Source organism: Streptomyces deserti, from assembly GCF_054782695.1.
Genome location: NZ_BAAGRZ010000073.1, coordinates 1 through 8,394 on the forward strand (window position 1 = coordinate 1; position 8,394 = coordinate 8,394).

Here is an 8,394-nt window from a genome sequence, read left to right on the forward strand (position 1 = left end):
CCCGCCGGGCGATGCTCTTCGCCCATCGGGCTATCCGCGACGAAATAGGACACTCACATAAGGCGCGTACGGGCCTTGACCTGCATAAACGCCCTCTTAGTGGGCATTTAGGCATGCCTTGCGGTGTTACCTCGCTCTTGCGGCCTGGCCTCTTTGAAGTGATCTGCGCCCTACATGTAGCTTCGCGGCTTTCCAAGCTTCGGCCTCGGTGTCCATTTGCTCCGTGTCTCGCACCCAGATTCCGTCTGGTCTATGGACGTCACAGACTCGCCCAGCTCAACAAGTAACGCTGTCGGTGGCGCTATTCATGTAAGAGCCCTTTCGTGAGCGAGCGTAAGCCGTACCCCAGCGACCTGTCCGACGCCCGATGGGCGTTGATCGAACCGACCTTATCCGCCTGGAGGAAAGCTCGACTCGATCGCAGACCCACCGGCCAGCCGGCCCAGGTAGAACTGCGCGATGTCTTCAATGCAATCCTGTACGTCAATCGCACGGGAATCCCATGGAAATACCTTCCGCACGACTTCCCCAACCACGGCACCGTCTACGCCTACTACGCCGCCTGGCGTGACGAAGGAATCCTCGCCCAGCTCAACTACGACCTGACCGGCCTCGCCCGCGTGAAGGAGGGGCGAAAGCCCGAACCGACCGCCTCCGTGATCGACACCCAGAGCGTGAAGACCTCCACGAACGTACCCCTGACCAGCCAGGGAACCGACGCCGCCAAGAAGATCGTGGGCCGGAAGCGAGGCATCATCACCGACACGCTCGGCCTGCTCCTCGCCGTAACCGTCACCGCCGCAAGCCTGTCGGAAAACGCCGTAGGAATACACCTCCTCGACCAGGCCAAGAAGACCTACCCAACCATCTCCAAGAGCTGGGTCGATACCGGCTTCAAGAACGCCGTCATCGAGCACGGAGCGAAGCTCGGAATCGACGTTGAGGTCGTCAACAGAAACCCTGAAATCCGTGGCTTTCATGTCGTCAAAAGGCGCTGGGTCGTGGAACGGAGCATCGGATCGATCATGATGCATCGCCGTCTCGCACGCGACTACGAGACCCTGACCGCCAGCTCCGAAGCCGTGATCCACATCGCCTCGATCGACAACCTCGCCAAGCGCATAACGGACGAGACCGCACCTACCTGGCGAGGAACCTACTAGGAAATAAACGACAATTCGCCTACATCAAACGCCCTCTTAGCCGAGGCCAGCACGCTGGTGACCGGCCCGGGCCGCAGCCCCGCGCACCGGTCTATGAGGGTCATCTTCGGCAGGCCCTGGAGCTGTTCGCGCAGTTCGTCGGGGACAGTGACGGTCAGGGCCTTGAGGGTGACCATGGCCTGAGTGCGGGACTTCACCGCCGTGTCGCGGGCGATCTTGGTGTGGCGGATCATCTCCACCGTGCCTTCGGCGCTCTTCGGGGTCGCGGTGGCGGTGCCGGCCAGCACCGCGCGGGCGGCGTTCTCCGCGTCGATCGGGTCGGATTTGCCGCGCTGACGCCGTACCCGGCGATCGGGCCGGTTGACCTCGACGACCTTGCGGCCGTGCCTGCGCAACCAGGAGGCGAGCCCGGATCCGTAGGAGCCGGTGCCCTCCACGCCGAAGCCGAAAACCTGGCCGAACCGGGCTGCCCAGGTGTCGAGTTGCTCGTATCCTCCCCGGTCGCCGGAGACGCTGATGGTCCCTTGAGCGCCGCCGACCACGTCGACAACGACCGCGGTGTGCACCCACTTGTGAGTGTCGACTCCGACGACGACTTTCCCGATCGGCTCGGCCTGCAGGATGCTGGTCATGGCTGTCGGTTTCCCCTCCCGGAAGCGGCGGTCAACGCGAGCCCGTCGGCCGGGCGGGAGGACAGGACTGTGACGAGCGCCTGGTGGCAGCAGGCTCCTATTCGGTCACTGCCCGCGCGGCCGACGGCCCGCTACGAGCCCGCCGCGGAAGTGACCGACAGACCAACAGCCAGGACACCCGAAGGGTCAGTCGTAAGCAGGAGTCAGGCCACTTCCGCAGCGGTGACACCATCCTCACAGTCGTAGGCGTCGCCGACCGATCCGATCGACGCGGCGATGCCTGCCCAGTCGAGGTGCTCGGCGAGCGCGAACGATGTGTACTGCCCGGATTCAACCGGTCGTCGCAACACCGGCTTCCTGGATTGACAGTAGATGCTCATTCAGGGCCTCGGCTGGTGTCTTCCAACCGAGGGTTTCCGGGGCCTGTTGTTGAGAGCGAAAGCCACGGCCTCAAGCTCATCAGCGCCCCATCGCGACAGGTCCGTGCCCTTGGGAAAATACTGGCGCAACAGCCCGTTGGTGTTCTCGTTCGTGCCTCGCTGCCAGGGGCTGTCACGGCAGCTGTAGTTCCGACGTCTGTGCTGGTCAACAGCTCGTGAGGGCGGGTGCGGGCATGGGTACGGCCACCATGATCATGAACGTTTGTGACGACGTATCAAGAGCAGGTGGCCGTGGAGGTCACGATAGCCCAGGCAGCCTGGGACCGGGTGTTCGAGGCGGCGATGAAGGCGATCGCAGACTGTTTCGCACGGCATGAGACCCGCTCGACGGCGGCGCAGATGATCACGGGCTTGTTGACGGAGGTGGACACCCGGAACTGCTGGACCCTGGCTCAGGCACTGGGCCATGGGGGACCGCACCGGCTGCAGCATCTGCTGTCGAGGGCGAGGTTCGACCACGACCGGGCCCGGGAGGAAATCGCCCGCCTGGTGGTGCGGGAACTCGCAGGTCAGGACGTGGTGCTGGTCGCGGACGAGACCGGGGACGCGAAGTCCTCGACCGGCTGTGTGGGCGCCGGCCGCCAGTATTCCGGCGCGATCAAGGGCGTCGGGCTCTGCCAGGTCGCCGTGCACCTGGCCGCGGTGACCGACTCGGCGCGGGTGGTCATCGACCGGGCCCTTTACCTCCCGAAGGACTGGGCCGCGGACGAGGAACGCCGCGACGCGGCCGGCGTCCCGGAGGAGGTCATGTTCGCGACCAAGCCCGAGCAGACCATCGCGATGGTCAAGAACGCGCTCGAGCTGGGTGTCCGGGCATGCTGGTTCGCCGGCGACGAGGTCTACTCGGGACGCGAACTCCGCAAGGCCATGCGGGAGTTCGGAATCGGCTATGCGGTCGGTGTCTCCCACACGCATACGGTCACCGACGGCGCGGGCCGCAGGCAGAGCGCTCGACAGATGATCGGCAGGGTGCTGCCGCACCGGTGGATGCGCATGCGCACCGGACACGGCACGAAGGGCACCCGCGAGTACGACTGGTCCTGGGCGGACGTCCGCGCCGACGACAGCCCGGACGGACACGAAGACGACGGCGTCAGTGTTCTGGTTGCCCGCCGGCACCGCTACACCGGCGAGATCTCCTTCTATCGGTGCTGGGCCCCCGGGAACGTCACCCTGGCCCAGCTGGTGGAGGTGATCTGCCGCAGGTGGCGGATCGAGGAGACCTTCCAGCTCGGCAAGACCTTCGCCGGCCTCGACGAGGGACAGGTGACCTGCTGGAACTCCTGGATGCGGTGGTCACTGTTCTCGCTCATCGCGTCCGCCGTCCTGGCCCTCACCGCCGCCACGGCCACGGCCGGCCCTTCCGCCCCGGCCCGTCTCTTCCCGTTGACCTGCCCCGAACTCGTCCGCCTCATCAGGGCGTTCGTCCTCACGCCACCCATCCAAGACGCGGAACACGTCCTGCACTGGATGGCCTGGCGCCGCCGCCATCAAGCCGCCGCGCAAGCCTGCCACCAGCGCCGACACGCTCTCAACGACCAACCATGACCGGAACTACAGCTGCCGTGGCTGTGCGGGTCGGCAAAGTAGACATCGAGCCCAATGGCAACGCGGAGTTGAGCATGCTGAGCGAGTTCCTTGCCCCGGTCCCAGGTCAGGGACCGGCGCAGCATTCTAGGCAGGTGCAGCAGCATCGTGAACCGAGTCGTGCGCTCCACCAGCGTGCCGATCGCGGACCGGCCGGTGCCGATGATGAGATCGCCCTCCCAATGGCCCGGGACCGCACGGTCCTCGGCCTCGGCCGGGCGCTCGCTGATCATCACCTCTGGTGTGACGTGACCGTTGGCGCGCTGTCGGGAGCGTGCTCGCGGAACGCGCAGCGCACTTCCGGTGCGTAGGCAGGTGACCAGCTCGCGCTTGAGCGCGCCGCGCCCCTGGATGTAGAGGGCCTGGTAGATCGCCTCGTGCGAGATGCGCATGGACTCATCATCGGGGAAATCGGCGCTGAGCCGGTGCGAGATCTGCTCCGGGCTCCACGACGTCGCCCACCGGCGGTCCTGCCTCCGGGGCTTGTTCCGGCCCTTCCACCGCGGCGTCTGCGGCCCCGCCGCCGCGGTCCCGTCCGAGAGTTGGATCTGTCCGGCCAGCCGGTCCTGCACGTACTCGCGCAGACGCGCATTGGCCACCAGCTTCGGTGTCTTCGGGCGCCGTGCAGCCAGCTCCGCCTTCCACTGCGCGATCGAGGCCCGGTAGCCCAATTGGCCGTTCCGCGTCGCAGCGTTGCGCCGCAACTCTCGGGAGATGGTCGACGGCGACCGGGCCAGTCTGCGCGCGATCTCCCGTACTCCTACCTCTTGGGCGTTGAGCAACGCGATCTCCTCGCGCTCCTCGAACGAAAGATACCGGCCCGACGGCGGGCTGAGCTTGATCGACGGCATGCCGCCACGCTCGCGGAACCACCGTGTGCCGACCGGGCCTGACACGCCGCACGCGATCGCCGCGTCATCGCTGGTCAGCCCTTCGGCGATCTTCAACCAGAAGGCCCGTTCCACGTCCCGACGGATCGGAGGCCGCCCCGGCGAACGCATCGCCGGACGCCCCGTCACCGCCGTCGCCCACCCGGGTGGTCGTCCCACGCAACACCTCCACGATCAGGTGTTGCGACGACCACTGGAATCCACCCTGCGAGCCGGCATCGGAGTGATGTATCAGCTCGCCTTTCTGGTGGGGTTGTTGGTCCCGGTCGCGCTGCCACAAGGCCATCTCGAGGGCATCCAGAACGAGCCGTGTTTCCTTCGATGTGGCTGCTGACCAGCCGACGATGCGGCGGGAGAAGGTGTCCACGACGAAGGCGACGTAGACGACGCCGGTGAACGTGGAGACGTGGGTGAAGTTGGCGACCCAGCATCGGTTCGGGGCGGGGGCGACGAAGTCGCGGTCCACGAGGTCCGGGGCCCGCTCAGCGCTCACGTCGGGGATGGTGGTGATCACCTTTCTGCCGCGGACCGCTCCGGTGATGCCGAGTTCACGCATGAGGCGCTCGACGGTGCAGCGGGCCACCGCGACATCCTGGCGGTTCAGGTGCCGCCAGATCTTCCGGGCGCCGTAGACACGGTAGTTGGCTTCGTACGCCTGTGTGATCAGGGTCTTGAGTTCGGCGTCGCGGACGGTGCGGGCAGCGGGTGCGGCCTGGCGTTTGTGATGGGCGTAGTAGGTGGACGGGGCGATCTTGCAGTCGTGGTCGGTGAGGACCCGGCAGATCGGCTCGACGCCGCCGAAGCGGTCCTTGTGCTCGTCGATGAACGCTACGAGCGTGTGTGTGGCCGGTCGAGCTCGGCCGCGAAGAAAGACGCTGCGACCTGGCCGACGGGCGCGGATGCTTTCAACGTGGCGCGAGCTGGCGGCGATCTGTGGCGCAAAGCTTTCCGATCCGGCACTCGTGCCCCTGTGGGTGCCGGGCCGGAGGCCGGGAGTCCCGAGCCCGGTGCCACGGAGCAGGTACCGGGGCACCGGGCTCGGGGCGGCCTCAGCTCAGCCTGAACCAGTAGTTGGTCCATTGCTGGTCCGTCGGCACCGTGCCCTGCTCCGGGGCGTTGCCGACCCATGTGCCGTCGCAGTTCCGGCCGCTGTAGAGCATTCCTCGGAGAGTGACCGGGTTTCCGTTGACCCTTGGGGCGACCCTCACATCGGTTGTCCTGTCCACGCCCGGGGTGACCTGGACGCATCCGTACCTGGAGTTGTACGCGGACCACAGCAGAACGCTGTTGACTCCGGCGGGTACCCGCGTCAGTGCCACAGGCCAGCCGTTACTCGGCGCAGGCGCCGCCGTGGCGGGCGCCGCGAACGCCAGGCCGACGATGCTCGTGGCGGCGAGGGCCGCGCCAAGCGCCGCTGTCCTGCCTTTGCCCCATGCGGAGTTAGTCACCATGTTTCCTCGATATGAAAAGGGCATGGGAGAGGCTGGTGAGGCAGTTCCCCCCATGCGGTCGGTCATTACCCGGTGGTTCATTCATAGTGTTGAAGCACGTGAGCGCTGCGGCGCGAACGATCGCGTTCGACCGCGATGTCCGACATGTAATCCCAGGTAATCACGGAGTGTGGCACGAGGGGTGGGGGTTTTTGTTGAAGTTTCATGGAGGCGGTGTGGAGGCGAACTGTCAACTCGTTTTAAGCCTCGCTCTGTTGCGCGTCGCCAGCGTGAGGCGCATGGCCGCTTACGGCGGTACTCACAGTCACGGCCGTGTTCTCGTATGGCTGCCGCCACCCGTCATGTAGCAGAACGTGATGGGGCTGGGGTGCGGTTCTGTGCTTTCCGTCCAGGTGGGGCGGCTGGTCGCCACGATGTGGAGATCCAGTTGGTTGAGGCGCGGAGGCATCGGTGCGGCAGGAGTGGGAGCCGGAGGACCTGATCGAGGTCTGGACGCTTCTTGAGGACGAGGTTGTGCGGCTCCGGAACAAGACCGGGGCGAATCGGCTGGGCTTCGCCCTGTTGCTGAAGTTCTTCGAGGTCGAGGCGCGGTTCCCTGAGGGCGCGGGAGAAGTCCCGGCGCCTGCGGTTGCGTACGTGGTGCCGACCGGCCAGAACACCACCCCCCGCTCGGGCAGCTCGGTCTCCACCATGTCGCACCTCTTCATTCTGAAATGATCAACTAGCCGGAAAAATACGACCTTCGGACTAGCTGTCAGGTGTACCACAGGCCACTGACAGTCGGCCCTGGAGCGCCTGTCACGGGGCTCAGTCAGGCTCATCCGAGGCTTCGGTCCAGGGAGCTGATCACGCGGGAGGGTTATGGGCCGTCCATCGCCGACGGGTTGACGTCCGGTGGATAGCCCTTGGCACGGAGCCAGAGGTCGAGGGCCAAGGCGACGATGTCGCCGTGCTGGACCCCGTGATCGGCGTTGTATCGGCGGATGCGGCGTTGCAACTGGAGAGCGTCGGGGACGGCGTAGTTGAGCTGGCCCCGGTCGACGTGGCGGCTGTTGAGGATGCTCAGTGTGTCCGGATGGGGCGCGAACGGGTCGCCGCCCGGCTCGGCCTGGGCTTCGAGTGCGTCGGCGATGTCACGCAACCGACGGACGTGCGGGGAGAGATCGGGCACGGGTTGCTCCGGTCGGTCCGGATAGGCGGCTAGCTAGCCGCCTATCCGGATAGTGGAATAGTCGGCAGGGGCGGCCGTGCATCCCGGCGGAGGCGGCCGCCCCTGCACTGCAGTTGGGGTCAGAACCCGCGGGCGGTAAGCCACTCGTCCAGCGCGACCGAGACGATGTCGCCGATGGGCAGGTGGTCCAGTTCGTTGTCCAGGGCGAAGCGCTTGATCCGCTTCTTCAGCTTCAGTGCGGCGGGGACCGACGAGTCGAGGCTCTCCCGCGTGATGATGCGCTGGTTGAGAACGACGGCAGTCTCGGGGATGTCCTTGGGACGGCCCGGCCCCTGCGCCCAAGGCGTTCCCTCGCTCGGCGCTGCCTCCGATCGCGCGTCATGCTCCCGGTGAGCCGCCGGAACGTCGGTCCTCACCGGGAACGCCGTACCGCCCGAGACCGGAGAAACTGCTGGGCGAACCGCAACCTCGGCGACCGGGGCCACGCCAGGAGCCACCGACGTGAAGGCGGACGGCTCGTGCTGCGAGGCGTGTTCGGCCGGCTGAGCGGGCCGAATCGTAGGCGCTGCCATCTCCGCAGCCGGGACGACAGGCTGCGTCTGCAGCTCCACCGCTTCTGCAGCGGATTCCTGCCGCATCTCGGGGGCGACGCCAACCAAGCGAGCCGGCTGACCGGAGACCGGTTCCTGCACGGGACCGCTCGGCGCCACATCAACGGTCGGCGGGGCGGGAGCCTGCGCCACCTCGGGCACCGTCTCGGTCCTGCCCTGCGCCGTCCCCTCGACGGGAACCGTGGAAGAAGCGGGCTGAACCTGCCGCTCGCTGGCAGCAGGACGGCCTTCTCCATGGGCGGCGGCCTGCTCGGCGCCGTACTGCTCGGGGGTGAGCTCGGCCGCTGGCGGAGGGGGCGGAGGGGCTGTCTTCTTGGCACCGCCGCCGAGGGTGCGGCCGGTGCGGCGGGCTGGGGGCTTCATACGCTCGCTCATGCCGTCAGCTCCTTCATCAGCTCGGCGTACTCGCTCAGCTCGGTCGGGATCTCGCCGAAGGCCTCCATGTAGTG

At 66.8% G+C, this 8,394-nt stretch carries 9 protein-coding genes and 2 pseudogenes; 3 read left to right on the plus strand and 8 right to left on the minus strand.

The window, feature by feature from the left end; genetic code table 11:
* The first annotated feature begins 323 nt into the window (after positions 1 to 323).
* Positions 324 to 1,163, plus strand: coding sequence for an IS5 family transposase (locus ACYVMZ_RS38890; protein ID WP_461087973.1), 840 nt, complete (start codon positions 324 to 326; stop codon positions 1,161 to 1,163).
* On the opposite strand, the gene ACYVMZ_RS38895 is transcribed toward ACYVMZ_RS38890, so the two are convergent.
* The 3 genes and pseudogenes from ACYVMZ_RS38895 to ACYVMZ_RS38905 all read right to left on the minus strand — a co-directional run.
* Entirely contained in the window at positions 1,160 to 1,795 is a 636-nt protein-coding gene (locus tag ACYVMZ_RS38895; protein ID WP_461087976.1) for an IS110 family transposase, read from the minus strand. The genes ACYVMZ_RS38890 and ACYVMZ_RS38895 overlap by 4 nt on opposite strands.
* A gap of 203 nt (positions 1,796 to 1,998) precedes the next feature.
* Positions 1,999 to 2,175 carry a hypothetical protein gene (locus ACYVMZ_RS38900; RefSeq protein WP_461087978.1) on the minus strand — a complete coding sequence of 59 codons (177 nt, stop codon included), beginning with the start codon at positions 2,173 to 2,175 and terminating at the stop codon, positions 1,999 to 2,001.
* Positions 2,126 to 2,346 (minus strand): annotated as a pseudogene (locus tag ACYVMZ_RS38905) (transposase); the annotation flags it as partial. The pseudogene ACYVMZ_RS38905 and the gene ACYVMZ_RS38900, both read right to left, overlap by 50 nt.
* Positions 2,347 to 2,439: 93 nt before the next feature.
* Here ACYVMZ_RS38905 and ACYVMZ_RS38910 point away from each other — a divergent pair.
* The gene (locus ACYVMZ_RS38910; protein WP_461087981.1) at positions 2,440 to 3,783 is read left to right on the plus strand and encodes an IS701 family transposase; all 1,344 of its coding nucleotides are present in this window, start codon (positions 2,440 to 2,442) and stop codon (positions 3,781 to 3,783) included.
* 20 nt (positions 3,784 to 3,803) lie between these two features.
* Here the strand turns inward: ACYVMZ_RS38910 and ACYVMZ_RS38915 are convergent.
* The 3 genes and pseudogenes from ACYVMZ_RS38915 to ACYVMZ_RS38925 all read right to left on the minus strand — a co-directional run.
* Positions 3,804 to 4,823 (minus strand): annotated as a pseudogene (locus ACYVMZ_RS38915) (IS30 family transposase); the annotation flags it as partial.
* Positions 4,738 to 5,745, minus strand: coding sequence for an IS3 family transposase (locus ACYVMZ_RS38920; RefSeq protein ID WP_461087983.1), 1,008 nt, complete (start codon positions 5,743 to 5,745; stop codon positions 4,738 to 4,740). The pseudogene ACYVMZ_RS38915 and the gene ACYVMZ_RS38920, both read right to left, overlap by 86 nt.
* Positions 5,746 to 5,761: 16 nt before the next feature.
* On the minus strand, positions 5,762 to 6,163 hold the full coding sequence (locus ACYVMZ_RS38925; protein ID WP_461087985.1) for a hypothetical protein: 402 nt from the start codon (positions 6,161 to 6,163) through the stop codon (positions 5,762 to 5,764).
* 450 nt (positions 6,164 to 6,613) lie between these two features.
* Between ACYVMZ_RS38925 and ACYVMZ_RS38930 the strand changes: the two genes are divergently transcribed.
* Positions 6,614 to 6,880 (plus strand): DUF4158 domain-containing protein, encoded by a 267-nt coding sequence (locus ACYVMZ_RS38930; protein ID WP_461087987.1) that lies wholly within the window; start codon positions 6,614 to 6,616, stop codon positions 6,878 to 6,880.
* 142 nt (positions 6,881 to 7,022) lie between these two features.
* Here the strand turns inward: ACYVMZ_RS38930 and ACYVMZ_RS38935 are convergent, their stop codons facing one another.
* Entirely contained in the window at positions 7,023 to 7,334 is a 312-nt protein-coding gene (locus ACYVMZ_RS38935) for a hypothetical protein (RefSeq protein WP_461087989.1), read from the minus strand.
* Between the two features lie 119 nt (positions 7,335 to 7,453).
* The gene (locus tag ACYVMZ_RS38940; RefSeq protein ID WP_461087991.1) at positions 7,454 to 8,320 is read right to left on the minus strand and encodes a hypothetical protein; all 867 of its coding nucleotides are present in this window, start codon (positions 8,318 to 8,320) and stop codon (positions 7,454 to 7,456) included.
* Positions 8,321 to 8,394: the final 74 nt, after the last annotated feature.

Coding starts and splice junctions, on each gene's coding strand:
- ACYVMZ_RS38895 (WP_461087976.1), bottom strand. CDS start 1,795: ATGACCAGCATCCTGCAGGCCGAGCCGATCGGGAAAGTCGTCGTCGGA.
- ACYVMZ_RS38900 (WP_461087978.1), bottom strand. CDS start 2,175: ATGAGCATCTACTGTCAATCCAGGAAGCCGGTGTTGCGACGACCGGTT.
- ACYVMZ_RS38925 (WP_461087985.1), bottom strand. CDS start 6,163: ATGGTGACTAACTCCGCATGGGGCAAAGGCAGGACAGCGGCGCTTGGC.
- ACYVMZ_RS38940 (WP_461087991.1), bottom strand. CDS start 8,320: ATGAGCGAGCGTATGAAGCCCCCAGCCCGCCGCACCGGCCGCACCCTC.